Here is a 26,313-nt window from a genome sequence, read left to right as displayed (position 1 = left end):
TAGCTGTAAATTTATTTTTTTACTGTAAGGAGCTATTAAGCAATCTGTTGAAGCTAATTAGATAAATCTTCAAAGCTTTAATTATGTTTTATTAACTTAAGTTTAATTAAGATATCTAAAACTACTTCATCCTTTGTAAGCAATAATATTACTGCATATAAAGTGGAATTTATAATAATAGAGGCTAATATTATAAGTATAAACTTATGAAGGTATAGCTTAATAATAAGAGTTATTGGAATAAATAAAAGGGATATAACTAGATACTTAAACTTATCAAAAGTTAAAAGAGAAACTTTAACTTTTAACTTTAATTTTATGACGGTATATTCGGCAATAACCAGTATCCATGTCGAAATCGTTGTGGTAAAGATAGCGGATACATGATCCAATAAATTGATCTTTATTAGTATTATTTTTAATATGAAGTTTAATAAACCAAGTAAGGTAACCAATAACATTGCTAACTTTTCTCTTCTATGAACATAAAAGATGCTATTAACTAATAGGTAGTCTAAACCTGTAGCGATCATATATATACTAAAAACTTGAAGGACAGGTATAGATTGAGCAAATTTTATACCAAAAAGCAAGAGTATTATCTCTTTTGATAAAACAAGTGCACCAATTGAAGCTGGAAGAAGTAGTAGAAGATAAGTTCTTGCTATCTTGTTTAGTAGATATTCATAAGCGTCTCTACCTTGAGAAGCTAGCACATTAGATAAACGAGGTATAGATACTAATACAATTGAAAGTAGGAGATAATTGATCATGCTTCCAAGCATTTGACTTGTATTATAATAGCCTACGGATGTTTCTCCAACATAGGAGCCTAACAATATCTTATCTAGTTGAGTAAACAGTATACTAGCGTTTGACATTATAACAATTATGAATAACGGTTTTAAATGTTTTTTTAAATCTAATTCTGAAAAATTAAATGATATTGCCCTTTTTATATATAAAAAACTAGCTAAATAATTTATAAAAGTAAGTAATGAATTTAATGCAGCATATTTTATATAATCAGTTGGGTTTCTTACTAAGATAAGTAGAAATATAACATAGATACTTCTAATTATCATTGTCTTAATAGTAATAAAGCGATAACTTTCAGTTGCTTCACACATCCACTCAACATAAAACACATTGCTAAAAAGAGTAAAGCCATATATGAGAAGTACTAAAAATTGTGGTTGACTTGAAAACTTTATAAACACAAATATCAAGTATGCTATGATTACAAGCAAATTAGAAAGCATACCTATAACGAATAAGCTGGTAAAAAGTTTGCTTGACTTTTCCTTATCATCTCTTATCCTGCTAATTTCCCTAAGTCCATAATTATAGATTCCAAATGTTGCAAATATAAGAAAGTATGTGTATATAGATTCACTAAAATAAACCCTGCCCATATAAGTTGGCCCTATTATCCTAGATGCATAAGGCCCGATTATGAGCGGTATAATCATATTGAAAATTGTTAATAGCGATTTATAAAATATATTTTTAGTTATAGAATTTTTTGAAGCCATTATCGTACCTTTCTTTATAAGAGTAGTATTGATGAGATATCTGTGAAGAACAACCCTATAATGTTAATTTTTCCATATTTTATATATTTATACCCGCTAAAAGTTGCAAATATTACAATGACATACATAGAGTCATGGCTTTGCTAAGGTATCGTTTTGAAATTAAACAAAGCTTAAAAATTATATTTTTCCGCATAGTAAAAAAATAAAGACTCTGCATAAATAAGTGTATTTACACTGTATACAGAGTCTTTATTTTCTCTATAATAGAAAATAATTAATTGAATAGGATTATATTACTATATCTACATAGCTTTCTATGTATCTGTTTGCAATTGATTTGACCTGTTCTACATCATCTTTAGAAGATTCATCATAAACGCCTACTACCTTCATGCCAGCTGCCTTTGCACCTTTAACAGCAACAAGAATATCTTCGAAAACTACACACTCATTAGGGGTAACACCTAATTTGTCAGCAGCTAAAAGATATACATCTGGAAAGTTTTTTCCTCTAGATACTTCATCGGTAGTTGTAATAGAATCAAATATTTCATATACACCATTAGCTTCTAAGGCTGCTCTTAATAGCTCCTGAGAATTAGAAGTAGCTAGACCTATCTTTATGTTTAAAGCTTTTAATCTTAACAAAAAATCTTTAGCCCCAGGTTTTAACTTTACATCTTCGCGATAGTGTGCTACAGCCATTGAATGCCATTCATTCATTATTTCCTCTATATTATCTGAAATATTAAACTTGTTTTTGAAATATAAAGCTGTTTGTTCAAAGCTAAGATGTCCGATTTCTTCTTTAAGATTATCAGGTTTAGTTAACCCTTTATTTATTAGGTAATCAGTATCTATTTTGTCCCATATCCACAAAGAATCTATTAAGGTTCCATCTAAGTCAAATATTGCTGCCTTTATGTTTTGTAGCATTAGCAAAATCACCTCATTAAATTTTAGTATTAGGAGTAATTATATAATGATATGAATATCTAAGTTCTAACTTGTACAAATAAGCTGATAGTTCTACTAATGTAAGTTTATTAAGCTATCTGATATTTTTTATACTAGAATATCCATAACAGAAATGCTATATCTATATAAAATAATTTTAGTTTATATTAATAGATATAGCAATGTAAAATTTACATATTTATATTTATGAGAAAATTGATTAATACACCTATAATCATACCGATAGATACATCTGTAACATAATGTACTCCAAGATATAACCTGGAGAATGCTACTATTAAGGCTAATAGTACAAATAATATAGCAAGGTGTGGAATTAGAAAACAAAAAGATGTAGCTAGCGAAAATGCAGCTGTAGTGTGTCCAGAAGGAAATGAATATTTATCAATGCCTATTTTATTTATATATAAATCTTTAATAACTAAGAAAGGTCTTGTTCTTCCAACTATAAATTTTATTAAGTTACATATAAGTGCACTAACTATAAGTGGTAGAATTATCTTTAGAGGCGACTTTACAACAAAGATCGATATTACAGATATACATATACAAAATTGAATTGAACCTAGATATGTTGCCTTAGGCATAAGAAAGTTAAGAAGGCTGCATCTAAGCCCTTTATTTATTTTAATAAGAATAAGTTCATCATGAGCAAGAACTTTTTCAAGCATTATATCAACACCTCTCAAGTAATATTTATAATGATAGCATACGAATATTAAAATATTATTAGTAAATGTAAAAACTATAAAAATTTCTCTATAATATTTATATAAAAATACCACTATCATAATATCGGATTTCATCCAAATTGATAGTGGTTTAAGAAAATATTTATTTTGTTAAAATTTTCTCTCAAATATAGCTACCTTATGTTCATCTTGAAAGTCTTTTAGCGAGTTTATACCAAGCTCAGATAAAACCTCGTTCATTATATCACTGTGGGTAGAAATTTTTATTGGAGAATCATATGCAACTCTATCAACTACTTCTTTACCATATTCTCTTGGGACCAATGCTTTTGGTCCACCTACACATCCTCCAATGCATCCCATACCCTCTATAAAGTTTGCATCTATTTCGCCAGCTTGAGCTTTTTCAAGAATTGCTTTACATTCTTTTACACCATTTGCCTGAACTGCTTTAAAAATAGAGTGCTTTTCAGGAAAGAGTTCTTCTATTGCTTCAGAAACAGCAATAGAGACACCACCAGTTCTTGCATATAGTCTTCCGCCTCTTGATGCATACTCAATTGAAGGAACACCATGGAGTTTAATTGGATCAATTTCTAATACATCAAATATTCCTTTCAATTCCTCAAAGGTTAGAACATAATCGATTGCTGAGTCTATATCTTTTTCTCGTGCTTCTGCTTTTTTAGCTATACAAGGTCCAACAAAGACTACCTTAGCATCAGGATTTAGTGCTTTTACCATTCGCCCAGCGGCGATCATAGGAGAAACAGAAGGTGAAACATCTTCAACTAGATTATCATAAACTTTTTTCAGCATACCTACCCACATTGGGCAGCAACAAGAGGTTATTAGGAAGTCTCCTTCTTTATTAACATGCTTATCAAACTCAACAGCCTCTTTTATAGTCAACATATCTGCCGCAAAGGCTACTTCAACCATATCTGCAAAGCCTAGCTTTATAAAAGCCGAACGTAATTGATCTAGTGTGACGTCATCTCCAAACTGACCAGATATAGCAGGGGCAACTGCAGCAACAACTTTTTCATTGTTTTTTAGAAGCTCCATAATTGGTAAGAACTCTATTCTATCTATAAAGTTACCACTTTCGCATGCATCTATGCATAAGCCGCAATCAACACATAGTGTATCATCTATATATGTACCACCAAAATTTTTATCTTTTTTTATAGCATTGAACGGACAGGCTTTCTGGCATCTGGAAAGTCCATTAGCATCAGTTTTGCAATCATCTGAGCAGGTATCTAACTTTTCAACAATCTTTTCTTTTACTTTGTAATCAGTTATAGCTTTTTTTAGATTATAGATATAGTTATCGTCTTTGTATACATCCACTCCGCATAGGGAGGAAACTACATTCCTAGCTTCATCTTTGTTAAAACTAGGATCATTAATTATTTCGTTAATGACTTTGTCAAAGTCACCTTCATAATATGATTTTACAATTTTTTTAAACAAATCTTCATATTCCTTTTTCATGCAAACCTCCTAATTTAGAATAAAAAATCTATTTCTTCTACGCCTTAATAGTTTTCAAGTCTATAGTAATTTGAGTATTACTGTAGTTTAAAAACATAAAGTTGAATTATAAGAAAGGTATATGTACATAAAGATAAGTATAGTATCTTCTATTACATGGAAACTAATTCATTTATTAATTATAGTATTATAAAAAAAAGTCGCTAAAGCGACCTTTTTTATTGAATTTTTGTGCATCTGCCTTTCCAAATGAATATGAAGAAAGCTTGGCAGGCGACACGATTTCTCTTTTTTATTCTTTCTCCAATATAAATTTAAGACATATACACATAGTTATGCATAGCATTATATAAAATATAATTTACTAAAGAATAAAAAAATAATTAAACAAATATGAATGCTGCAGGTATTGTTGGGGAAAAATATATAAAATTTTATTGTATATAGAAAAAAGGTGGTATTTATGTACTATATAGCTGGATTGTTTTTTTGTGGATTTATATGCGCCTTATGCCTAGCGTTGTGTAAAGCAGCATCTAAAGAAGAAGAGTATTATAGTCAGATAGCAAGAAAAAATAAAAATTAATTAATAATATAATATTATTGCAATATACATATAATGATTAAACATTATATGGAGATGAATTTTGGTATGATAGATTTGGTACTTGACGCTGGACATGGGGGAAGAGACCCTGGCGCAATAGGTCCAACTGGACTTCAAGAAAAAGAATGTAACCTTTATATTGCTAAGAAATGTGAGGAGATACTTAAGAAGCAAGGTATAACCGTACAGCAAACAAGAGCTGATGATAGTTATATAGGACTTTCTGAAAGGGCTAAAATTGCTAATGATGCTAATAGTAAGTATTTTATTAGTATACACATTAATAGTGCAGATATACAAACAGCAAATGGAACTGAAGTGTATTCCTTGGTAAAAGGAGGAGAGGGCGAGAAACTAGCACAAAAGATTTTGAATAGTATAGTTAATGAAATTAATTTAAGTAGTAGAGGTGTGAAGTTTGCTAACTTTGCAGTGCTTAGAGAAACTAATATGCCTGCCATATTAATTGAGACCTGTTTCATAAGCAACGTTAATGAAGAGAGGTTATTGAGAGAGGATAGCTTTAAAGATAAAGTTGCTCTTTCAATTTCAAAAGGATTTTTAGACTATATAGGGATGCCTTATAAGGAGGATGTTTCCCTTTCTGATGACCAAAGTAAGCTTACTTCCTTAATATCACCTTCACTGGCGTCCAAAGATCAGGGCAAGCAGTGGGCTAAAAATAATGGAGGTACACAATTATTTATATCTCTAGCTGATTTGTATTGGTCCATGTATTCAGCACATGGAAATATTAATCCTACTATAGCTTATGCTCAAGCTGCTTTGGAGACTGGATACGGTAAGTTTGGAGGTAGTATAGATGAGAGTTTCAAGAATCCTGCTGGAATAAAAAGTACAAGCGCTAGAGATGATTCAGTAGATTCATATGTAAGATTCAAAAGCTGGAAAGATGGAGTATCAGCACATCTTGATCATTTAGCTTTATATGCTGGTGCTGATGGGTACCCAATTAAAGATACTACAGATCCAAGACACTTTGCATATTTAAATGGAAAAGTTAAGTATGTTGAAGAGCTATCAGGTAACTGGTCTGCTTCTCAGGATTATGGTTTAAAGTTATTGAAGCTTATAAATGATATAGAAGCAGTTACTGTAGTTGATAAATTTGAAGAGAGTAATATTTATGAAGATAGTATTATACAAGAAAAATCAGAAGAAAAGGAAACTATAAAGTCTGTAAAAGATAAGTTACTTACATTTTCAGAAGAGATAGACAATTTAAAAACTAAATATCAAGAATTTTCATCTGTTATTGATGATTTAGATAAGATGATAAACTATAAAGATAGTGAGAATCAGAGATTATTAAAGGAGAATGGAGAACTTATGGACAAGGTAAAGCAGTATGGAGAAGTAATTGATGATATATTGAATATCATTAATACAAGAGCAAGGTAAGAAAGTAGCTGAAGGGACCTTATTTTATTGATTTTTTAGGCATCTGATCTTCTACAGAAAATAAAAAGAATGCATTTTAGTATGGTTTATTTTATTGATATATAACATAAAACATTATGCTAAATATTTATAGTTATTAGGCCACGAAAACATAAGGGGTTTATAATTTTATAGAAATAAAAAAAGGAATTGTATAAATACAATTCCTTTTTGGTCGGGGTGACAGGGATTGAACCTGCGACCTCATGGTCCCAAACCACGCGCGCTCCCATCTGCGCCACACCCCGCAGTACATTAGTAATTATAAGATACTTTTTTTGACTTGTCAATATATAATGATAAAAAATATTCAACTTGTCAGATTTTCTTATAATAGAATTATAAAAGTTATTATTTAGAGATATTACTAATATGGTGACTTAAGTGAATTTTTAAAAGTGTTAAAAATCAGATATAAATTTTTTATACAATGAGTTATAATATATTATCATATAATTATTTGATGGAGGGAATGTTTATGAAGCTTACCACAATAATAATAGAGGTAGCAAGCATAATATACATAATTTTTGGGCTACTTGTACTTTTTAGTAAGGGATTGAGAAAGAACGTTGAAAGAAGCAATGCTAAGGATATGAATGGTTATATAGCTTTTAATGGAAAGTTTAACTTAGTACTAGGTATAATTGGAGTATTCATTGGATTGCTTGACTACTTCTTTCCTTCACTTACTAAGGTTTGGATAGGATTGTTTTTGATAATAATGCTTGGCTCTTCAGTTATACAGGCTAAAGTTAGTAGACAATTTGTAAAGTAGCATTTTATGGAGTTATCTTAAAAGATAGCTCTATTTTCAATTTTTATGCTAACATACTATATGTTTTTCTAATATGTAGAATTAGGAGGTGAGTTTTTGAACTATAAAGTTGTGATAGCTATAATATCGGTGATTGGAGTTTATGCTCTAGGAAACTACTATATAGGTACTAGAATATTTAAAGGATTGGCTAATAGCTTCACAATAAACAGTGTTTTTTATTGGAGCATATTTTGGCTTATAGCAATTGCTTATATCATTACTATGATTTTAGGAAATTATATATCTGGGAAAATTTTTGATGTTTTTAATCTCATAGGTGTTTATTGGTTAGCAATATTATTTTATTTAATTATCTTATTTCCTGTGATAGATTTGATAGCCTTTATAAATAGAAGGTATAATTTTATTCCTACATTTATAGGCCGATATAATGTAGTATCTTTAGTTTCTTTATTAGTTGCAATTGCTATAGTTTTTATAGTTGTATATGGAACTTGGAATGGGAGACACTCATATGTTAAATCCTACGATATAAATGTAGATAAAAAGATTAATGGATTGGATGAACTGAATGTTGTTATGGTATCTGATATACATCTAGGTAACCTTATTGATGGTAAAAGGGCAAAAACTATGGTTCAGGAGATAAATATACTAAAGCCAGATATTATTTTATTTGCTGGTGATATAGTAGATACAGAGGTAAAACCTTTTTTAAAAGGTAGTATGGCGGAAGAGTTTAAAAACTTAAAATCAACTTATGGAACATATGCTGCTTTAGGAAATCATGATATCATGAGAGGCGATGATGATATCATCACAGAAGAATTAAGTAAGTATGGAGTTACAGTATTAAGAGATGACGTAAAAGCTATTAGTGATAAGTTTTATGTAGTGGGTAGAGATGATGTATCTATTAATAGAACTAACAAAAAAAGAAAATCTCTGGAAGATATATTGACTGATGTAGATAAGAGTAAAGTTATTTTATTGATAGACCATACACCTTCAGCTTTAGAAGATGGAGTAAAGAATAATATAGATCTGCAGGTATCTGGTCATACTCATAAGGGACAGTTTTTTCCTAATAATTTAATAACAAGCAGGATATTTGAAGTTGATTACGGTTATCTAAAAAAGAATGACATGAATGTAGTGGTTTCGTCAGGATATGGAACCTGGGGGCCTCCAATAAGACTTGGTAGTAGAAGCGAGATAGTAAATATTAGGATAAAACTTAATAAATAAAAAATGTAAGTCACTAAATCAGTGACTTACATTTTTTATTGCTTTCCATTCATTATCTTATTGCGGATCTCTTTAAATTTTGGGAAAGCTTTTTTATACATATTGTATACAAAACTGTTTATAACAAGATCAAACTCTCCTATAAATTCAACAAAATTGCCATTGAAACCTTTTTTGAATTTATATAGACCGTATAGAGGATTCTCAGGGTTAAGATCTCCAGAAACCCCTCTAAAGTCGTATAGGTAGCAACCTAGATCAATACTATCAGTTATCATCGCCCATTGCATAGCAAAGTTTGGCATAGTATCTCTTAGTAGATTTTCAGATGCGCCATAAAGATACCAAGCCTTGCCACCATAGTATAGGTAAATAGAACCGGATAAGTACATTTCTTGTCCTTTGAAGGGCTCTATATCTTTAAGTCTGTTCTTAAAGCCTTCAATTTGTCTTTCTGATTCTTTTAGTTTACTATCTTGATCATCTATTTTTTTCTGTAGTCTAGCTAATTTATCTTCATCTTTCTCTTCTGAAAGTTTTATTCTTAAGTCATCTATTTTAATTATTGCCTTTTCTCTGACTTGAAGTTGTTTTTCCAATTTAGCATTTACTGTGGAAAAGTCTTTTTCATAACTATACTTTACCATGTACAATCTGCAGTATGGATTTATATTTTCAATCATATCTTTGAAGTACTCTTTTTTTCTTACTATAAAGTTGTCCCTCTTACCTGTTGTCACCATTATTTCATGAAATCTAGATAATACTTCATCGGAGATATTATCTTTATCATAAACCTCAACAGAAAGGCCTCTGTCTTCAGCAACTTTTATGTTGTATCTAGTTTTATTGGAAAAAGATTTGAAAACATCTTTTTTTATTTGTTCTTTATCTTCGCCTTCTGGTAGGTTAAGTCTAAATACGAAGTTTGGCTGAATTGCTTCAAAGTTTTTAGAGTCTGTATTATTAAAACCTAAACTTTTTAAAAAGTCCTTTATATTCTCACCAGCATCTATAAGTTTTTCATTTTCAGATAGATGTATATCGGGGTCAACAGTAATAAAGGATATCTTATGTTCCTTTGCATAATTTCTTATGAAATCTGTAAACTCTATTAGAAGATTTTTATTAGTGTAGTCGCAAGTAAAGCTTCTAGGTATATAGCCCATATAGGCATTTATGTATGGAGCTTTTCTTAAAAGCATAGTTGCACATAGAACTAAATTATCATCTTCATCAAAACCACCTATGAATTTAGGAGTCCATTCTCTCTTTATGTTAGCCCAATAAGAGGTTTGAAATATATGCCCTTTTTCATGAACTGAATTAAATTCATTTATCTGAGAAGGGGGTACTTCCTTAAACTTATACAAAATAAATTCCTCCTTAATGCTTTCGCACTAAATGTTATTTGATTTTACGCATAACACTATTTTAATACTATTGGACTAACTATTTCAAGAATTTAATATATTACTGAAAATAGAGTATTTTCTGCCTATATGTATCGTCTATTATATTAATACGGAATTTAGTATATTAATGAACTTAATATATGAAGTATCCATAAACATTCATTTTAAAAGTTTCCCAATAACTATTTAAATTATACTAAAGTACTTTATGGAAGGCTGACCAGTAAAAGTTATGTATAAAAAGTATTATATTAACCAATATACTATAAGTGTTAACTAAAAATTATAATTTTAGTCCGAATATACAAATTGTCCATATATATAGCTGTTTTGGGAGTTAAAAGCATTAACAAAATGTTAATAAAATATAAAAGGTAACAAATTGGTAAATATTTATATTGTTATGTAAAACTATTTAATGGTATAATTTCAGTATAAAACAATGATAGGGGGGGAGCAGTTTTCATATTTGACACTTTTGTCATTGATATATGAAAGCTGAGAGTACGCATGAATAAGAGAGTAATATCAACGTTAATCGTATTCAGTTTGGTATTTGGGATTGGTGTACAGGCACATGCGGCGCCACTTACGGATGATCAACAAAAACAGATACAAGATAATAGAGATAAGTATGCCGAAGTAAAAAGTAAGATAAGTGATTTGACTGATAAAATAGATGCATTAGATGACCAAATACAGCCATTAGTGGTACAGATTGACAAAAACAATCAGCAAATTAAACTAGTGGAAAAACAAATTAAAACAACTCAAGAGGAAGTGGATAAAGCTAGAGCTGATCTTGATCAGAAAGAGCAAGTCTTTGGCGATAGAATGAGAGCTATATATAAGTCTGGAGGACAGGAAAGTTATATAGCTGTAATCTTAAGTTCACAGAACTTTAGTGACTTTATTAGCAAGATGGAAGCTGTAGGTAAGCTTATGAGCTTGGATAAACAAATCATAAGTGATTTAAAAGATCAGAAGCAAAAGCTTGATGATAAGGTAAATGAGTTAGAGACTAAGAATGCTCAATTGGCTAAGCTTAATGAAAGTACACAAAAACAAGTAGATGATTTAAATGCTAAGAAAAACGATCAGCTTAAATTGGTAGCTGACTTAAAAGATCAGCAAAAGAAAGTGTTAGGGGATTTAGCTAACTCTGAAGTAGCTCTTATACAGTATCCAGCATCAGTGATTGACAATGGTGATAGTTCTGTAAATGACCTGCAAAATGCAATAGATATGTTAAGACAGGCTAGGACTAAGGTTGTTAGCCCAGATGTTGATAGTAAGATAGTAAATTATATAGAGAAGGCTAAGAAGGCTGTAGACAATAAGAAAGCAGCAGCTACTACACAAACCTTTGTTAGTAGAGGTAGCAGCGTAAGCGGAAGTGTTCCAGCATCATCTTCTTCAGTTTTGTCTGAGGCATATAAATACTTAGGCATTCCTTATGTATGGGGAGCTGGTGGTCCAAACTCCTTCGATTGTTCTGGATTTACAAGTTACGTTTTTGGGAAGCTAGGAGTTAACCTTCCAAGAACAACATATGACCAAATAAATGTAGGTACATCTGTATCTTATTCGGATCTTCAACCTGGAGATCTAGTATTTACTAGAGGTAGTGCATCCAGACCAGAGCATGTTGGTATATATGTAGGTGGAGGTCAGATGATACATGCACCAAGAACTGGTGAAAATGTAAAGGTTGGGCCTATATATGATTATGTAGCTTCAAGAAGATTAAAATAATTAATTAAAAATGAGAGTAAAATAAGGAAGCTTATTAAGTCCGATGAAAGTTATATAACTTCATCGGATTTTTTTACATTTCTATGGTGAAAGAATACTTATAATTCTATTTATACTACATATAATGTAAGTCTGTTAATTGGTCTCAAAGTATATAGAATATTATTTTGCCTATATATCTATATGCCACATATTTATAATATGTGAGAACAACATTGAAGTATATTTAAATATTTATATTTGTTATGTATAATATATGATGTGTAATTGAGTATATAAAGTTCCTTTAGATATGGGATGGAGTAATGGATATAATACTAATAATAAATGGAATATGTTAAGAGAGGAAAGTTAATGTTAGATATACATGATGATTTAATAAATAAACTTGTAAAAGATGATGAAAGTATTGATGATCTTCAACTGAATGGAATACATTTAATTCAAAAAAAGGAGGGATTCAGATTTGGTATAGATGCTGTATTGTTAGCTAATTTTGCTAATGTAAAGAAAGGTAACAAGGTTATAGATATGTGTACAGGAACTGGCATAATTCCCTTTATATTGGCTGGTAAAACTAAAGCTTCAAGGTTGACAGGTATAGAAGTTCAGCAAGAAATGGTTGAGATGGCTGATAGAAGTATAGAAGTAAATAGCTTAAATGATAGGATGAATTTTATTTGTGGAGACCTTACTGATGGTAAACTTCTTAAAAGTATAGAAAAAGCAGAGGTGGTTACCGTTAATCCACCATATAAGTTGGCTAATTCTGGGATAGTTAATCCTAATGATAAGAACGCAATTGCAAGACATGAGATACTTTGTACTTTAGAAGATGTAATAATAGCAGCAAGAGTCTTATTGAAAGATAATGGAAGGTTCTTTATGGTACATAGGCCTGAAAGATTGGTTGATATATTTGATCTAATGAGAAAGCATAGAATAGAGCCAAAAAGAGTAAGGATGGTACATCCAAATACTAAAAGAGAGCCTAATATAGTTTTAATTGAAGGGCAAAGAGATGGTGGGAGGTTTCTGAAGTGGGAAGCCCCGTTGTACGTTTATAAAGAAGATGGCAGTTATAGCGACGAAATTGAAGAGATTTACGGGAGGAGACAATAAGTTATGGCTAAACTTTATCTAGTACCTACACCTATAGGCAATTTGAAAGACATAACTCTTAGAGCGATAGACACTCTTAAGAGTGTTGATATTATTGCGGCAGAAGATACAAGGCAAACATTAAAGCTTTTGAATCATTATGAGATTAAAAAGCCCCTTATAAGTTATCATATGCATAATGAGCACGGGAAAAGCGAGGACATAATAGGGATAATAAATTCAGGTAAATCTGTAGCATTGGTATCTGACGCTGGAACACCAGGGATATCGGATCCAGGCGCGATAATTGTTAAAAGATGTATTGAAGAAAATGTAGAATTTGAAGTGTTGCCAGGAGCAACAGCAACTACTACAGCACTAGTATATTCGGGATTTGATACTACTAAGTTCATATTTAGAGGATTTCTTCCTAGAGAAAATAAAGATAGACTAAAGGTTGTAGAGGATCTTAAAGATAGAAGTGAAACTATAATATTTTATGAAGCTCCACATAGGCTTCTGAACACATTAGATTTTTTAAAAGAATGTTTTGGGGATAGAAGAATATCAATATGCAGAGAGCTAACCAAGCTTCATGAAGAGGTTGTAAGAGTCAACATAAGTGAGGCTATAGTATATTTTACATCTAAGCAGCCCAAAGGAGAATTCGTATTAGTACTTGAAGGCAAGACAAAGGAAGAAATTGAAAATGAAAAAAAATCAGAATGGGAGGATCTTTCCATAGAAGAACACATTATCAAGAATATTAATGCTGGTATGGGGAAAAAGGATGCTATAAAAGCTGTAGCAAAGGAAAGAAAGCTACCTAAATCTGAGGTTTATAAATATTCTACTAGTATATAATATAATTGATTTTTTTGCGCATCTGCCTTTTCTGAACGCATGTGAAGAAATTCTGGCAGGCGATATAATTTGATTTTTTACTGTCTGGTATAAATAGCTACTCAAAAGCCTTAATATTGATAGGGTTAGATAATAAGAAATTTTATGCTTTCATTAACAGTAAAAAAAATAATAAGCACTTCAAGGGGAGTTGAAGTGCTTATAAATTCGAATCATATTTAATTATTTATCGTTCTTAAGCTCTAGTAAGCAGTTCTTACAGATATTCTTTCCTCTGTAGTTTATTACGTCTCTAGCATCACCACAGAATATACAAGCTGGTTCATATTTCTTTAATATTATTTGTTCACCATCTACATATATTTCTAGAGCATCCTTTTCTGCTATGTCTAAAGTTCTTCTTAATTCTATAGGAATAACTATTCTTCCTAACTCATCTACTCTTCTAACTACACCTGTTGATTTCATTTTTGTTTCCTCCTCATATCCTACATCTTTCGACAAATTATATTATAATACTAGCAAAAATGTAATATAAAGTCAATATTAAATGATAATATTTTTTGTTTTTTTACAAATATTTTATCTAGTAAACTTATAGATTAAATATACTACCATTTTTTTGAAAAGTCAATACCATTACTTACTCAAGAATATACAAATTTCTTCAATAAATTTGATAAATATTCAATAATAGATAATTAAATTAATATTTTTATATAAATTAATAGTAAATTATTCAAAAAAACAAATAATTACTAAAAATCATAAAAACAATTAAAAAAAAGTAATTTGTTGGAATAGTGGACTAGCATTGTCGAAATTAAGCTTTTGCTGGGGTAAAAAATGTTTTTTACATCAATAGTATATGTAATTAAAATAAATTTTGTTTATATTTATATGGAAATAGACCCATTAATATTGTAAAATTAACTATTAATAAATAAAAAATATTAAAATATGGGGATAAAATAAATTTTTATGTAAAAATAATGTAATATTTCGAGTGTATAAAAATATAATAATTTGTTGGATAAAGGTGTTTTTTAGTAGTATTTCCACATGTAATAAACAGGTTATCCACATGCGTTCTGTGGATAATGTGCAAAAGTTTGTACATTATTTATTGCAAACACAAGATGTTGTGTTAAGTTATCAACATATACTGTTTATAACCTGTGAATAACTGTGGATAACTGTGGAAAGATGATATTAAATATGTATATAAATTTAAATCAGTGAAGTTAATAGATAATATATAAAGATAGATTTAGCATTGAAAAGTGGTTAATGGAGGATTATAATAATTATAAAAAATAGGCGCAGTTAACTTGTAATGGGTTTATGTATACTATATAATGGAAGTGTACAGTAACATAAAATGAATATATTTAGAGGTGTGTTATGGACGATAAGAATTTTGATCTAAACTATATAATAGGCTTAGCAGAAGAAATGTCAAAGAATAGTATGGTATCATATGATGAGTTGCCAAGATATGATTTGTTTTTATCACAGGTTATTGATTATTTAAATGATAAATTTACTGAAGATAAGTATACCAACAATATTGTTCAAAATTATATAAAAAGTGAAGTAATAACTAAACCTGAGGATGGAAAGAAGAGAGGTTACACAAAACTTCATCTTGCACAGTTAGTTTTATTAAGCTATATGAGGCCTCTATTGACAACAGAGGAAATAAAGAAAGTATTTAGATTAGCGTTTAATGAAATAAATGATAGAACTGATGATATAATATCTTGGGAAGATGCTTATAAAATATTTTCAGAGATACAGACTGATAGCTTTAAAGATTTCTTAAAGGCGCCTTTATTCAATGAGAATAAGTTAGAAGGGTTTGTTAAAGATCTTAAGTTACAATCATCAGATGAAGAAAGAATAAGAATATTTTTAATGGTTATGTCCTTAATAGCGCAGGCTAGTGTAATAAAGAAGCTAGTTCAAAAACTAGTAAATGAATATCATTCAGAATAAATTAATTTACTTATAGTTAGATCTTTTCTAGTATTTTAATAGCTCAGAAAAGATAACTGTGAAAAAACCACTAATAGTATTTCTATTAGTGGTTTTTTAAATCATCTAGAGAAAGATTTACAACCGGATATTTATCAGCATCTTTGTCATCGTAGTGCCACCATTCAGTTTGAATTGGGTTGAATCCATGCTTCTCCATTACCGAGGTTAGTAGATTCATATTCTTTTTTGCATTAGCACTCATAGCAGTGCTTGTTCTGTATGCAGTTACATTAAATTCATCGAATCCAGTGGGCATCTCTAACTCATTGCCATTCTCATCTACTAAAGTAACATCAACGGCAACACCTCTATTATGCCTAGACCAATTAGCGTAAGGACTTGCAATAAACCTACTATCATGTACTATGCTCCAAAAGTACTGCTGTACTTCTGGTGGACGATAAGCATCCCATATTTTTATTCTATAACCCATTGTCTTAAACTCATTGTTAGCAGCGATAAGTTTGTCTAATGTGGCTTTTTGAAGAAGACATACATCCTTCGGATATACTTTTTTCTTAGTAAAGTTATTGTCAGTTGCATAACGTAGATCTATGACAATAGAAGTATCATAATCAACTACATGAACTAGTCCATTGTAAGAAGACTTTTCATTAAAGTTTGAGTGTTGTTTTATTGCAAATGTTTTTATCTTAATTATTGCAGCATTTGTATTTTTTATATCATGGATAAAAGCTATATATAAACCTATAAAAAAGCCAAAAACAATCACGACTAATATAGGAACGTACTTTTTTAATAAGTTCATATTCATATTGCAAAATCTCCCTTTGACATAGAATGTTGTTATTCTATAATTAACTTATCGTGTTTTAATTATACCACTAAAGGAGCACTTTAGAAAAAGGATGATTGTATGGTGAAAAAGGATATAAAGATATCAGTTAGAAATATAGTTGAGTTTGTACTTAGAACAGGCAGTATTGATAATAGATTTATGAGTAAGACTAGAGCGCAGGAAGGTGTTAGAGCACATCAAAAACTTCAAAAGCAGAATGAAAGGGAATTCGCTGATTATCAAAAAGAAGTATATATGAAGCATAAATTTCAGTTCGATAAATTTGATATATTGGTTGAAGGAAGAGCTGATGGCATAATAAAAGAAAATGAGCAAAATATAATTGAGGAAATAAAAAGCACTAATGGTAATCTGAGTATGATCGATGAAGAATATAATGTTCTACATTGGGCACAAGCTAAGTTTTATGCTTATTTTTACTTGTTAGATAATAATCTTGAATATATATATATACAGCTTAGTTATTATCAATTAAGTACAGATGAAGTAAAGTGCATAAGGAAAAGTTACAGAGCAGATGAATTAAGAGAATTTGTGATGGGCATAGTAGAAAATTACTATATGTGGGCAGAAGTAGAAGCTAGTTGGATAGAGAGTAGGAATAATTCAATAGGCAAAGTGGTTTTTCCCTTTAGCAATTATAGAAAAGGGCAGAGAGAACTTGCTGTAGCCGCTTATAATACTATAAAACAGGAAGAAACCTTATTCGTGCAAGCTCCTACAGGTATAGGAAAGACAATATCCACTATATTTCCTGCTATAAAGGCTTTGGGTGAGGGACTTGGTGATAGAATTTTTTATCTAACAGCTAAGACTATAACTAGAACGGTAGCAGAGGAAGCTTTTGATAGGCTAAGGCAGAAAGGACTTAAGTGTAAGTCTATTACTATAACCGCAAAGGATAAGATATGTTTTAGTAAGGGGTCAGCTTGCAATCCAGATGAATGTAGTTATGCTCTTAATTATTATGACAAGGTTAATGATGCTATAAGGGACTTAATAGCTAATGAAGACTCAGTAACTAGAAATATAATTGAGAAGTATGCATTAAAACATGAAATATGTCCTTTTGAGTTTTCTCTAGATCTAACCTTTTGGTGTGATGCAATAATTTGTGATTATAACTATGCATTTGATCCTAAGGTGTACCTGAGACGCTTTTTTGAAGATATAGATGAAAAATATATCTTTCTAATTGATGAGGCTCACAATTTGGTTGAACGTTCAAGAGAGATGTTTTCTGCATCAATAGATAAAAGCAAGATTATGGAGTGTAAAAAGATTTCTAAGGGAAAGTCTCCAGGAATGTATAAAGCGCTTAATGCTTTAAATAGCTATATGATAGATCTTAGGAGAAGAACAGAAGAAATAGAAGTAGAGTATTTAGTTTTAGAGGAAAATCCTAAAGATTTATATCCTCTTGTAAGAAACTTTTTAAAAGAGTCTGATGAATATTTAATTAAGAGCAGAGGAACTGAAGGATATGAAAATATATTGGAATTATATTTTCAATTGAACTCTTTTATAGGAATAGGAGAGAATTATGACAATGGATATATCAGTTATATCGATTGCTCCAATAAGAAAGTAGTGTTAAACCTATTTTGTATATATCCAAGAAATAAGATGATAGAGGCTATGAATAGGGCAAAGAGTAAGATTATATTTTCTGCTACTTTGACTCCTCTTAATTATTTTATAGATCTACTTGGAGGTGATGAGAATAGTTACAAGCTAAGACTAGCCTCGCCTTTTGAACGAAAAAATATGAATTTAAATATAGCAACCCTTTCTACTAGATATAAGCATAGAGAAAAAAATATAGGTTCTATAGTTGAATATATACATAAGTTTGTAAGTTCTAAAGTAGGAAATTATATAATATTTTTACCTTCGTACTCATTTATGATTAATGTATATGAGAATTTTAAGAATACTTATCCTGATATAAATACCATACTACAAAATGGAGATATGAACGAGGAGGATAGGGAAGTATTTTTGAAGAAGTTCGATAATAATCCAGATAGTGCTATGGTAGCGTTTTGTGTGATAGGGGGAGTATTCTCAGAAGGTATAGATTTAACTAATGATAGACTTATAGGAGCTGCAATTGTTGGAGTAGGTCTACCACAATTGTGTACCGAAAGAGAACTCATAAGAAACTTTTTTGGTGACAAAGATTCTGGATATGATTACTCCTATACTTATCCAGGAATGAATAAGGTTCTTCAAGCTGCTGGTAGAGTTATAAGAACCGAAGATGACATTGGTTCAGTTTTGCTTATAGATGATAGGTTTACTACTAATAAGTATATGGCATTGATGCCAAGAGAATGGCTTAATGAATATAATATAATAAAAGATCCGAATACTTTAGAATTGAGACTGAAAGAATTCTGGGGTAATAAGTTAAACTAAAAATTGAAAAAGTAAATGTGCAAAAATAGAACTGGCTGAAGGATGTTGCTTCAGCCAGTTCTTTTACTAGCTATGAAAAAATATAGTATTCCTTAAGAATTTATGGTTACTGAATAAGAGCAGTTAAAACTTTTGCCTTTATCTAGATTTAATACACCTTCCTTATCTGAAAACTCACCAGTGAAGTCCTCATAATCTGCATGACCATACCAAGGCTCTATACAAACAAAAGGAGCTCCAGTTGGTTTAGACCAAAGGCCTAGATATGGAAAACCACTAAAATCGAAATCTAAGGATTTAGAGTGGTTCCTGGACTTTAAGGATATTTTTGTAGAAACTAACTGTTTTAGAACCAGTGCATCATTCATAAATAATTTTTTTGATAACATTATATTATTTTCATTCTTTAGAAATGGAACAGCCTCTCTTCTTAAAAATCCGTCATTATTAAGTGGTATTAATGAAGCGGTCTCCTCTTTGTTGAATTCAAAGTAGTAGTCGCTTAATGATTCATTTTCTAGTATAGGGCACATAAAAGCAGGATGAGCCCCTATGGAGAAAGGCATAACTTTGGAGTCTAAATTGGTTACAGTATAGTCTATAGTTAAAGTGTTATTTTCTATTATATAGCTTATTTTTAATGAGAATTTAAAAGGATAAACCTTTAAGGTTTCTTCAGAATATATTAATTCATAAGTAATAGAGTTTTCAGTTTTATTTAGTAAAGAGAAATCTTGTACTCTAGCAAGGCCATGCTGAGGTAAAGAGTATTTTTCTCCATTAACTAAGTATTGGTTATTGTTTACTTTCCCAACTATAGGAAATAGTATTGGTGCATGATACTTCCAGTAAGTTTCATCTCCGTTCCAGAGACGCTCTGTATTGTCTGATTTTGAGAAGATACTGTGAAGTTCTCCTCCATAGGTTGAACTACTAATCTTCAAAAAATTGTTTTCTATAGTATTTATCACGTAAATCACTCCTTACAAATATGTATTAATTATATCACTTTACTTTAATAAAAGGCTATGTTAAACCACTGTGTTTAAACATAGCCTAATAAAAAGAAGTTATTGTAGCAGATAGTGGGTTAATTATGAGAAATGATTAATTGTAACACTTTATTAATGGACAATATTGAAACTATAAAATATAATTACATCTTGTAAAGAATATTTATTTTTATACTTTTAACTATAGAAGAATATATAAGATTGTATTATTCAAATTATTATTTTAACGGAAGGTTAGCTTTATGGAGAAGAACAAATCTATTACGAGAAATGTAATATTCAAGGTTTTATTAAGTACTTTTAATATATTAGTACCACTTATAATAGGTCCATATGCCTATAGAGTAATAGGGGACAATAATATGGGAATGATTAATCATGCTGATGCAATCTATAATTATTTCTATATTTTCGCCACCTTTGGCATATATCAATATGGATTAAGAGAAATGAGTAGGATAAGAAATGATAAGGAAAAACTTAAGACAGTATTCACTAGCTTATTTGTTATTGGGGTAATAGCTAATATTGTGGTCTTATCAATATTTATCATGTTTACTAATGCAAAGTATGGAGGAACAGTAAAGTACCCAGTACTGATGCTATATTCAATTAATATATTTGCTAACGTATTTTATATAGAGTGGGCAAATGAAGCTTTAGAAAACTATGATTTTATAGCTATAAAAACCATAATAGTAAGAATAATTTACCTTGTCTGCTTATTTGCATTTGTAAGAACAGAGAAAGACTATATTATATACACAGTAATAATAAATGCATATACTCTTATAAATTATTTTGTAAGCTTTATTTACATAAAGAAAAGAATAGGTTTTAGTTTTAAAAATCTAAATTTAAGCATACACGTTAAGTACTTATTAATGTCACTTATAATGGGGAATGCCAACATGCTTTATATACAGCTTGACAGAGTAATGCTTGGTGATTATGTAAGTGATAGGTCCGTTGCGTATTATACGCTTTCTTCATACATAACATCTATGCTTAATACTTTAATATTGTCGGTGGTATATGTAACTATTCCAAGGCTCGCCAATATAGTGGCCAAGGATGATGAAGATGGATATCATAATCTTTTAAATAAAGTGTGCGAGAATCTATTTGCTTTCATATTTCCAGCAGCTATAGGCATATTTGTCACTGCTAGAGAGATAGTGCTTATATACGGTGGAGCTAAGTATATAGATACTGTTCCTGTTCTAAAAGGTTTTACTTTGTTTATGATAACCTCTGCATTTGAGTCTGTTTTCACTAATCAGATACTATATGTAAAAAGAAAAGAAAAAAGACTTGTCTTATTTATATTAGGAGCAGGTTTAATGAACCTATTCTTTAATATTACTCTAGTAAGGCTAGGGATATTTAGTGCAGTTACAGCAATATATACCACTGCATTAGCTAATTTTATTTTAATAAGTATGGAATTTATTTATGCGGTATTTGTACTTAAAGTAAAGATAAATCTATTCACTATGGAAAAGCTTAAATATCTTTTATACTCGATTCTATTTATACCTATAACCTTAGTGATAAGAATGGTTACAAATAGGGTTGTTCCTGTGTTTTTACTTGCGGTTACAATAAATGTACTATATTATGTTGGTGTATTATACCTTACAAGAGATAAAGTACTGTTAGCTTTTATAAATAAGTTTTTTAAGAAAGCTAGTAAGGCATAGTTCTTAAAGTTCTTAAACTCTCATCTTTATGATGAGAGTTTTTTACTTTATGTAAAATACGGATTTACAAAAAACTCCGATATAATTTAAGTTTTATAGGGAATATTAATGTATATAATAACAATATATTATTACTATTAGCATTATAAAAAGGTGGTTTGATGAATAAAGACTGTTTAGTGAAAAAGAATTGTTTAATTGATACTTTTAAAATTCTTATTAAAAAAGTTATTGAAGATGATATTTTTGCTTTAGCATCTCAATTAGCGTATAATCTGATACTTTCGTTTTTTCCGTTTTTGATGTTTATTATGACGATTGTAGGTATGAGTAATTTAAGTAGTGAGCAAGTTCTCTCTAGCTTAAGTTTGATACTTCCTGTTAGTGCCTTTGAGTTGATAAAGTCTACTGTAGTAGAGGTGGTAGAGGTTCAGCAAAAGAACCTATTATGGATAAGTTTGCTATTGGCTTTATGGACATCTTCTTCAGGATTTAGTGGTGTTATAAAAGGGTTAAATAAAGCTTATGAGGTAAAGGAAAGTAGATCTTATATAAAGGTTACGTCTATCGCTATAATGTGTACTATAGTTTTTGCTCTAATGATAGTTATAACTCTATTTCTTATGGTTTTTGGAGATTTAATAGGTCACTTTCTAATGGCTAGGTTTCCATTTGATGAAGCTATAAAGTTTGTTTGGGATATGGTAAGGTTTATAGTTATGATATCAATTATGATATTAGTTTTTGCATCGCTATATCATTTTACCCCTAATAGAAAACTTGGTTGGTCGGAGGTGTTACCTGGTGCAGTAGTTAGTACTATAGGGTGGTTAGTGGTATCCTATATATTTTCTTACTATGTGAACAACTTTAGCAACTACTCAAGGTTTTATGGTAGTCTAGGAGCAGTGTTTATTTTAATGACTTGGCTATTTTTAACCTCACTTATACTTCTTCTCGGAGGGGAAATTAATGCAGTTCTTGCTGAATGATAAAAATTATTAAATAAATGTATATAAGTGTATAAAAACTTCCTGAGTGGATAGAATTTACAATAAGAATTTTCAGGAGGTTTAAGTTATGAATAAAATTGTTTTATTAGGAAGATTAATAAGAGACCCTGAACTAAGAATAGTTGAAGACAGCGAGAAAATATATACTAAGTTTATTATTGCTGTAGAAAGAAACTTTAAATCTTCAGACGGGGAAAGAAAATCGGATTTAATTCCTGTTACTCTTTGGGGCAGAAAGGCTGAAGTTGTTTGTAAATATATGAAAAAAGGAAGCATAATCAGTTTGAGTGGAAGACTAAGAACGGGAAGCTATGAGGACAAGGATGGTAATAAGAAATACATAGCAGAAGTCGTAGCAGAAGATTTTAGATTTGTAGGCAATAAGAAGAATGTAGAAAATGATGAATTAGTAAGCGAAGATAGTAACTAAAAGAAAGAGGTAAAGATTATATCTTTACCTCTTTTAATCTCCCAGTTATGAAATTAAACCTGAAGAAACTGCTTCTGATTTAGATATACCTTTACCTATACCACTAAGAATTTTTGTAGCTTTTGCTAGTCCACCTATTAGTATTCCAGCCACTAGCTTATCAGCTTTAAAGAATAACTTTCCATACTGACCTTCAGGTAGGTTGTTATAAGGTACTTCTTCAAGAGACTCATCTGCAAAGTCTACTGAACCAGCAGAAAAAACATGAGCTCCTAGAGCGTTAAACATAACTGAAGATACAAACTTGTTAAAGGCTTTACAACTAACTACTGAGTTGGTACCAGCTACTTTACCCATTTCTATAGCAGCAGGCCAGTTTCCATAAACTATTCCATTAAGTTCAGCTACATCACCACAAGCGTAGATATCAGCAATGTTAGTTTCCATGTTGTCATTAACTAAAATACCACGATTAATATCTACACCAGCAAGCTTCGCTAATTCACAATGTGGTCTAACACCAACTGAGAATAGAAGAAGATCACAGTCAAGAGTTTTTCCACTTCCAAGTTTTATTCCAACCACTTTATTATCTTTAACCACAATTTCTTTGCAGCATTCTCCTAATAATATGTCAACTTCAGAATTATCAATTATATCTTTAAATAATTTTGAACCATCTTCATCTAGTTGTCTAGGAAGTAATCTTGGTAAGAATTCTACTACAGCAACTTCTGTACCTTTTTTAGATATTTCAGCAGCGGCTTCTAAACCAAGAAGGCCTCCACCTATGACGATAACTTTTTTTGAGAGTTTTAAAGCATCTCTAACTTCAAAAGTATCATTTAAATCCTTTATTGTGTACACTCCATCGAATGTTTTATAGTTGAAAGAATTAATTTCAGCTAAACTTTCGCCTTTATCTGAAATAACTGCAGTAGGAGGTATAAAGTTATAACTTCCGTTAGCTAGTATTAACTTATCATAGCTTAAATTTTGTCCATTATTTAATGAAACTACCTTGTCATTAGAATCTATGCTTGTAACTGTAACTCCTAATAACTGAGTAATAGAATTTTCTTCGTACCATTTTTCAGAAGCTATATAAAATTTCTCATCAGAAATATCTTTTGTTATCAAATCTGATAGCTGAGGTCTAAAGTAAGATCTAACTTCTTCTTTGGAGACTATTGTGATGTCACCTTTTTTATTATTTTCTCTTATGGATTTAGCGGCGTAGAAGCCTGCTGCTCCATTACCAATAATAACATAGCGATCATTACTTTCTTTTACAGGTGCAGCAGCTTCTCTTTCAACTTCGACAAATTGATCACTTCCAGCACCACATACTGGACATATTTCAGGAGGAAGTTCTCCTTCAAATATTTCTCCGCATATAACACATTTCCAAAGCTTTAATTCTCCGTCTCCACCCTCAATTTTTTCTATTGTTGATTGTTTTTTGGGTTTGAAGTCAGACTTTTTTTTTTCAAGGACCATTTCACCAAATCCAACACCAAATTCGAAGGCTTTTTGCAAGTCTTCTTCTGATGGCTTGAAATTTATCTTTAATCCTGGTCCATAAATCTTCATCTTAAGTTCTTCTAATCTTGTTTCAATTCTTGGAACAGCTTCTCCGCTCCATCCATAGGAACCAAATGCTGCTGCAACTTTTCCACCATGAATTACAGGATTTAATTTTGATAGCACATCTCTTATAGGTTCTAGCAATTCACTTACAATTGTTGGAGAACCGAATAGTATACCATCTGAATCGCTTATATCAGCTACAATATCCTTCATGTCGTGATTTATTACATTATAAACTTTAATTTCATATGCTCCAGTTGAGTTTATGCCTTCAGCTATCTTATAAGCAAGCTGCTCAGTATAGCCGTAAGCTGAAACGTAAGAAATAGTTATTTTCTTTTTGCCATCTTCTCTTGGAGAAGCAGGAGTGCTCCATTCTTTATAAAGCTTAACTACATCCCAAGGAGTTGTTCTTAAGATTGGTCCGTGTCCTGTACATATAGTATCGATTTCTAAATCCTTTATCTTATCTATAGCCTTAAGTACATAAGGTTTAAATGGTCCCATTATACAATCATAATAGTATCTTAATGACTCCATATATCTGTCGTGATCTTCTGCCGGTATTAAATCATCAAATACTCCTTCAAAGCAGAAGTGGCTTCCAAAAGAATCACAAGTTATTAATACCTTATCTTCTTTTACATAAGTATATATAGAATCTGGCCAATGTAAGAATGGTACTGATAAGAATTGTAATGTCTTATTACCTAAACTTATAGTATCACCATCATTAACTACTATGGCTTCAAATTTAGTATTTGCTATTTTATGCATAAACTTTATAGCTGGAGCTGAACCTACTATTTTTGCGTTAGGTGAAAGCTCTAATAATTTTGCAACTGAGCCAGCATGATCTGGTTCAGTATGATCAACTACTATATAGTCTATATTATTTATATCAACATCTAGGCTTTTTAATCTTGCAATATATTGATCAAAGAATTGAACCTTAACTGTTTCAAATATTGCTACTTTTTCACTACCCTTAACTACATAAGAGTTGTAAGTTGTTCCGTTTGGAGTATACATTATAATATCAAAGATTCTTAAATCAGGATCTAAAGCTCCTACCCAATGAATGTCATTTTTAACTTCTAAAGAACGCACTAAAATCACTCTCCTTAACTATTCACATAATACAAACCGTTTATTAATTAATAATTATTATTTGTTATATATATATTATACACTAACTAGCTGTTTTGTAAAGATAAAAATTTAACAAATATAGGTTGTATATTTAAAGATTTATTAATTAAAATAGGTTTTATTAAAGTATGAAATCCTTAAATATAGTCGTTTAAATTAGTATACGTCTTTACTTTATTACATATTCAGTA

General features: G+C 30.4%; 21 protein-coding genes and 1 tRNA gene. 12 read left to right on the top strand and 10 right to left on the bottom strand.

Features of this window, described 5'->3' with window-relative positions:
• Positions 1 to 77: 77 nt before the first annotated feature.
• The 4 genes from GXK57_RS14645 to GXK57_RS14630 form a co-directional block, all read right to left on the bottom strand.
• Positions 78 to 1,535: an oligosaccharide flippase family protein gene (locus GXK57_RS14645; protein ID WP_160677793.1), complete on the bottom strand. Its 1,458-nt coding sequence runs from the start codon at positions 1,533 to 1,535 to the stop codon at positions 78 to 80.
• Between the two features lie 291 nt (positions 1,536 to 1,826).
• Positions 1,827 to 2,474 (bottom strand): HAD family phosphatase, encoded by a 648-nt coding sequence (locus tag GXK57_RS14640; protein ID WP_160677791.1) that lies wholly within the window; start codon positions 2,472 to 2,474, stop codon positions 1,827 to 1,829.
• A gap of 212 nt (positions 2,475 to 2,686) precedes the next feature.
• The gene (locus GXK57_RS14635) at positions 2,687 to 3,187 is read right to left on the bottom strand and encodes a phosphatase PAP2 family protein (RefSeq protein WP_160677789.1); all 501 of its coding nucleotides are present in this window, start codon (positions 3,185 to 3,187) and stop codon (positions 2,687 to 2,689) included.
• Between the two features lie 171 nt (positions 3,188 to 3,358).
• The gene (locus GXK57_RS14630) at positions 3,359 to 4,708 is read right to left on the bottom strand and encodes a [Fe-Fe] hydrogenase large subunit C-terminal domain-containing protein (protein ID WP_160677787.1); all 1,350 of its coding nucleotides are present in this window, start codon (positions 4,706 to 4,708) and stop codon (positions 3,359 to 3,361) included.
• Positions 4,709 to 5,171: 463 nt separating this feature from the next.
• On the opposite strand from GXK57_RS14630, the gene GXK57_RS26880 reads away from it, so the two are divergent.
• Together GXK57_RS26880 and GXK57_RS14625 are read left to right on the top strand one after the other, a co-directional pair.
• Positions 5,172 to 5,294 carry a hypothetical protein gene (locus tag GXK57_RS26880; protein WP_279285506.1) on the top strand — a complete coding sequence of 41 codons (123 nt, stop codon included), beginning with the start codon at positions 5,172 to 5,174 and terminating at the stop codon, positions 5,292 to 5,294.
• Positions 5,295 to 5,360: 66 nt separating this feature from the next.
• A complete protein-coding gene (locus tag GXK57_RS14625; protein WP_160677785.1) occupies positions 5,361 to 6,737 on the top strand; it encodes an N-acetylmuramoyl-L-alanine amidase in 1,377 nt (458 codons plus the stop codon).
• Between the two features lie 211 nt (positions 6,738 to 6,948).
• Here GXK57_RS14625 and GXK57_RS14620 read toward each other — a convergent pair.
• Positions 6,949 to 7,024, bottom strand: a tRNA-Pro gene (locus tag GXK57_RS14620).
• 230 nt (positions 7,025 to 7,254) lie between these two features.
• Here GXK57_RS14620 and GXK57_RS14615 point away from each other — a divergent pair.
• Positions 7,255 to 7,554, top strand: a complete 300-nt coding sequence (locus GXK57_RS14615) for a hypothetical protein (protein WP_160677783.1) — start codon at positions 7,255 to 7,257, stop codon at positions 7,552 to 7,554.
• A gap of 96 nt (positions 7,555 to 7,650) precedes the next feature.
• Entirely contained in the window at positions 7,651 to 8,805 is a 1,155-nt protein-coding gene (locus GXK57_RS14610) for a metallophosphoesterase (RefSeq protein WP_160677781.1), read from the top strand.
• A 35-nt stretch (positions 8,806 to 8,840) separates the two neighbouring features.
• On the opposite strand, the gene GXK57_RS14605 is transcribed toward GXK57_RS14610, so the two are convergent.
• Positions 8,841 to 10,178, bottom strand: coding sequence for a peptidoglycan bridge formation glycyltransferase FemA/FemB family protein (locus GXK57_RS14605; RefSeq protein WP_160677779.1), 1,338 nt, complete (start codon positions 10,176 to 10,178; stop codon positions 8,841 to 8,843).
• Positions 10,179 to 10,730: 552 nt separating this feature from the next.
• Here GXK57_RS14605 and GXK57_RS14600 point away from each other — a divergent pair.
• The 3 genes from GXK57_RS14600 (at position 10,731) to rsmI (ending at position 13,940) form a co-directional block, all read left to right on the top strand.
• On the top strand, positions 10,731 to 11,975 hold the full coding sequence (locus GXK57_RS14600) for a C40 family peptidase (RefSeq protein WP_160677777.1): 1,245 nt from the start codon (positions 10,731 to 10,733) through the stop codon (positions 11,973 to 11,975).
• A gap of 354 nt (positions 11,976 to 12,329) precedes the next feature.
• Positions 12,330 to 13,097, top strand: a complete 768-nt coding sequence (locus GXK57_RS14595; RefSeq protein ID WP_160677775.1) for a tRNA1(Val) (adenine(37)-N6)-methyltransferase — start codon at positions 12,330 to 12,332, stop codon at positions 13,095 to 13,097.
• A 3-nt stretch (positions 13,098 to 13,100) separates the two neighbouring features.
• Positions 13,101 to 13,940 (top strand): 16S rRNA (cytidine(1402)-2'-O)-methyltransferase, encoded by an 840-nt coding sequence (gene rsmI, locus GXK57_RS14590; protein ID WP_160677773.1) that lies wholly within the window; start codon positions 13,101 to 13,103, stop codon positions 13,938 to 13,940.
• A gap of 222 nt (positions 13,941 to 14,162) precedes the next feature.
• Here rsmI and GXK57_RS14585 read toward each other — a convergent pair whose 3' ends face one another.
• A complete protein-coding gene (locus GXK57_RS14585) occupies positions 14,163 to 14,408 on the bottom strand; it encodes an AbrB/MazE/SpoVT family DNA-binding domain-containing protein (RefSeq protein WP_128215714.1) in 246 nt (81 codons plus the stop codon).
• Between the two features lie 936 nt (positions 14,409 to 15,344).
• On the opposite strand from GXK57_RS14585, the gene GXK57_RS14580 reads away from it, so the two are divergent.
• Complete coding sequence (locus GXK57_RS14580) at positions 15,345 to 15,938, top strand: DUF1836 domain-containing protein (protein ID WP_160677771.1); 594 nt, start codon at positions 15,345 to 15,347, stop codon at positions 15,936 to 15,938.
• Positions 15,939 to 16,023: 85 nt separating this feature from the next.
• Here GXK57_RS14580 and GXK57_RS14575 read toward each other — a convergent pair whose 3' ends face one another.
• Positions 16,024 to 16,755 (bottom strand): M15 family metallopeptidase, encoded by a 732-nt coding sequence (locus GXK57_RS14575; RefSeq protein WP_160677769.1) that lies wholly within the window; start codon positions 16,753 to 16,755, stop codon positions 16,024 to 16,026.
• Between the two features lie 102 nt (positions 16,756 to 16,857).
• Between GXK57_RS14575 and GXK57_RS14570 the strand changes: the two genes are divergently transcribed.
• Complete coding sequence (locus tag GXK57_RS14570; RefSeq protein WP_160677767.1) at positions 16,858 to 19,221, top strand: ATP-dependent DNA helicase; 2,364 nt, start codon at positions 16,858 to 16,860, stop codon at positions 19,219 to 19,221.
• A gap of 92 nt (positions 19,222 to 19,313) precedes the next feature.
• On the opposite strand, the gene GXK57_RS14565 is transcribed toward GXK57_RS14570, so the two are convergent.
• A complete protein-coding gene (locus GXK57_RS14565) occupies positions 19,314 to 20,192 on the bottom strand; it encodes an aldose 1-epimerase family protein (RefSeq protein ID WP_160677765.1) in 879 nt (292 codons plus the stop codon).
• Positions 20,193 to 20,476: 284 nt separating this feature from the next.
• Between GXK57_RS14565 and GXK57_RS14560 the strand changes: the two genes are divergently transcribed.
• The 3 genes from GXK57_RS14560 (at position 20,477) to GXK57_RS14550 (ending at position 23,380) form a co-directional block, all read left to right on the top strand.
• Positions 20,477 to 21,937 carry an oligosaccharide flippase family protein gene (locus GXK57_RS14560; protein WP_160677763.1) on the top strand — a complete coding sequence of 487 codons (1,461 nt, stop codon included), beginning with the start codon at positions 20,477 to 20,479 and terminating at the stop codon, positions 21,935 to 21,937.
• A 161-nt stretch (positions 21,938 to 22,098) separates the two neighbouring features.
• Positions 22,099 to 22,929 carry a YihY/virulence factor BrkB family protein gene (locus GXK57_RS14555; protein WP_160677761.1) on the top strand — a complete coding sequence of 277 codons (831 nt, stop codon included), beginning with the start codon at positions 22,099 to 22,101 and terminating at the stop codon, positions 22,927 to 22,929.
• An 88-nt stretch (positions 22,930 to 23,017) separates the two neighbouring features.
• Complete coding sequence (locus tag GXK57_RS14550) at positions 23,018 to 23,380, top strand: single-stranded DNA-binding protein (RefSeq protein ID WP_160677759.1); 363 nt, start codon at positions 23,018 to 23,020, stop codon at positions 23,378 to 23,380.
• A gap of 45 nt (positions 23,381 to 23,425) precedes the next feature.
• Here GXK57_RS14550 and GXK57_RS26875 read toward each other — a convergent pair whose 3' ends face one another.
• Complete coding sequence (locus GXK57_RS26875; protein ID WP_160677757.1) at positions 23,426 to 26,080, bottom strand: FAD-dependent oxidoreductase; 2,655 nt, start codon at positions 26,078 to 26,080, stop codon at positions 23,426 to 23,428.
• Positions 26,081 to 26,313 lie beyond the last annotated feature (233 nt).

Origin of the sequence: Clostridium sp. C8-1-8, from assembly GCF_009928445.1 — a bacterium.
GTDB lineage: Bacteria > Bacillota > Clostridia > Clostridiales > Clostridiaceae > Clostridium_AR.
Note: the sequence above shows the minus strand (reverse complement) of the source record. Positions and strands in the feature narration are given on the sequence as shown.

Bases quoted from the DNA above. Each gene is read 5' to 3' on its own strand.
- GXK57_RS14645 (WP_160677793.1), bottom strand. From the start codon at position 1,535: ATGGCTTCAAAAAATTCTATAACTAAAAATATATTTTATAAATCGCTA.
- GXK57_RS14640 (WP_160677791.1), bottom strand. From the start codon at position 2,474: ATGCTACAAAACATAAAGGCAGCAATATTTGACTTAGATGGAACCTTA.
- GXK57_RS14635 (WP_160677789.1), bottom strand. From the start codon at position 3,187: ATGCTTGAAAAAGTTCTTGCTCATGATGAACTTATTCTTATTAAAATA.
- GXK57_RS14630 (WP_160677787.1), bottom strand. From the start codon at position 4,708: ATGAAAAAGGAATATGAAGATTTGTTTAAAAAAATTGTAAAATCATAT.
- GXK57_RS26880 (WP_279285506.1), top strand. From the start codon at position 5,172: ATGTACTATATAGCTGGATTGTTTTTTTGTGGATTTATATGCGCCTTA.
- GXK57_RS14625 (WP_160677785.1), top strand. From the start codon at position 5,361: ATGATAGATTTGGTACTTGACGCTGGACATGGGGGAAGAGACCCTGGC.
- GXK57_RS14615 (WP_160677783.1), top strand. From the start codon at position 7,255: ATGAAGCTTACCACAATAATAATAGAGGTAGCAAGCATAATATACATA.
- GXK57_RS14600 (WP_160677777.1), top strand. From the start codon at position 10,731: ATGAATAAGAGAGTAATATCAACGTTAATCGTATTCAGTTTGGTATTT.
- GXK57_RS14595 (WP_160677775.1), top strand. From the start codon at position 12,330: ATGTTAGATATACATGATGATTTAATAAATAAACTTGTAAAAGATGAT.
- rsmI (WP_160677773.1), top strand. From the start codon at position 13,101: ATGGCTAAACTTTATCTAGTACCTACACCTATAGGCAATTTGAAAGAC.
- GXK57_RS14585 (WP_128215714.1), bottom strand. From the start codon at position 14,408: ATGAAATCAACAGGTGTAGTTAGAAGAGTAGATGAGTTAGGAAGAATA.
- GXK57_RS14580 (WP_160677771.1), top strand. From the start codon at position 15,345: ATGGACGATAAGAATTTTGATCTAAACTATATAATAGGCTTAGCAGAA.
- GXK57_RS14575 (WP_160677769.1), bottom strand. From the start codon at position 16,755: ATGAATATGAACTTATTAAAAAAGTACGTTCCTATATTAGTCGTGATT.
- GXK57_RS14570 (WP_160677767.1), top strand. From the start codon at position 16,858: ATGGTGAAAAAGGATATAAAGATATCAGTTAGAAATATAGTTGAGTTT.
- GXK57_RS14560 (WP_160677763.1), top strand. From the start codon at position 20,477: ATGGAGAAGAACAAATCTATTACGAGAAATGTAATATTCAAGGTTTTA.
- GXK57_RS14555 (WP_160677761.1), top strand. From the start codon at position 22,099: ATGAATAAAGACTGTTTAGTGAAAAAGAATTGTTTAATTGATACTTTT.
- GXK57_RS14550 (WP_160677759.1), top strand. From the start codon at position 23,018: ATGAATAAAATTGTTTTATTAGGAAGATTAATAAGAGACCCTGAACTA.